The organism is Pseudarthrobacter sp. CC4 (assembly GCF_048957775.1).
Lineage (GTDB): Bacteria > Actinomycetota > Actinomycetes > Actinomycetales > Micrococcaceae > Arthrobacter.
This window is the reverse complement of sequence record NZ_JARCCZ010000081.1, coordinates 1-659: the sequence shown is the minus strand read 5'-3', so window position 1 is coordinate 659 and position 659 is coordinate 1. Positions and strand designations below refer to the sequence as shown.

At 62.1% G+C, this 659-nt stretch carries 1 protein-coding gene; it reads left to right on the top strand.

All coding sequences use genetic code 11. The features are described from left to right. Positions 1–152 precede the first annotated feature (152 nt). Positions 153–410 carry a hypothetical protein gene (locus PV768_RS21855; RefSeq protein WP_311218586.1) on the top strand — a complete coding sequence of 86 codons (258 nt, stop codon included), beginning with the start codon at positions 153–155 and terminating at the stop codon, positions 408–410. Positions 411–659: the final 249 nt, after the last annotated feature.

Genomic DNA, 659 nt, shown 5'->3' with positions numbered 1-659 from the left:
CCTCGGCGAAGCCATGGTGGGCATCAACGTCGACGAGATCCCCCAGCCCCACCGCCTCGCCGAACGCGGCTGGTAACACGCCATACCGCTCACTGGCCGGCCACACAACATTTCGAATAAAGCCACGACATGGAAAGTTCAGGATCAGGACCGTGAAGAAACGCACGCACCCGCAGCATACAACCGGCATGCCGCAGAGTCCCCGGACCGGCGAGCACTGCCCCGTCAATGGATGGTGGGCACCGTTCAATGACGAAAAGAACACTCACTTCATCACGGAGGGAAGCCTCATGCCGTCCATCAATGGCAGCGCCGTTGTTTGGAAACTCATTGTTCGCCGGCTGCGCTGGGAGGAACAGGGGCCCGCCCACGACCTTCCACCGCGGGGTTTTGCCCTGGACACCCTGTAACGGCCGCGCACGGAACCCGATCCGGCCCCAACACCACGATCACGCCAAGCCCCACCGCCTGAACGCTCCAAAGCGGTCTGAGCCCCGCCCTCACATGAAGAAAGTCAGAAATCTGTGACCTCGTCAACGATCCCGAAATGGCACCATGAAACGCATCGATATCTTCCAGGCGCGGAGTTCGCTGCCGGCGCCGTGGTCACCGCGGCGGAGTATGAGGAGGCGGGCAACGACCATCCCGCTTTTTGGGCG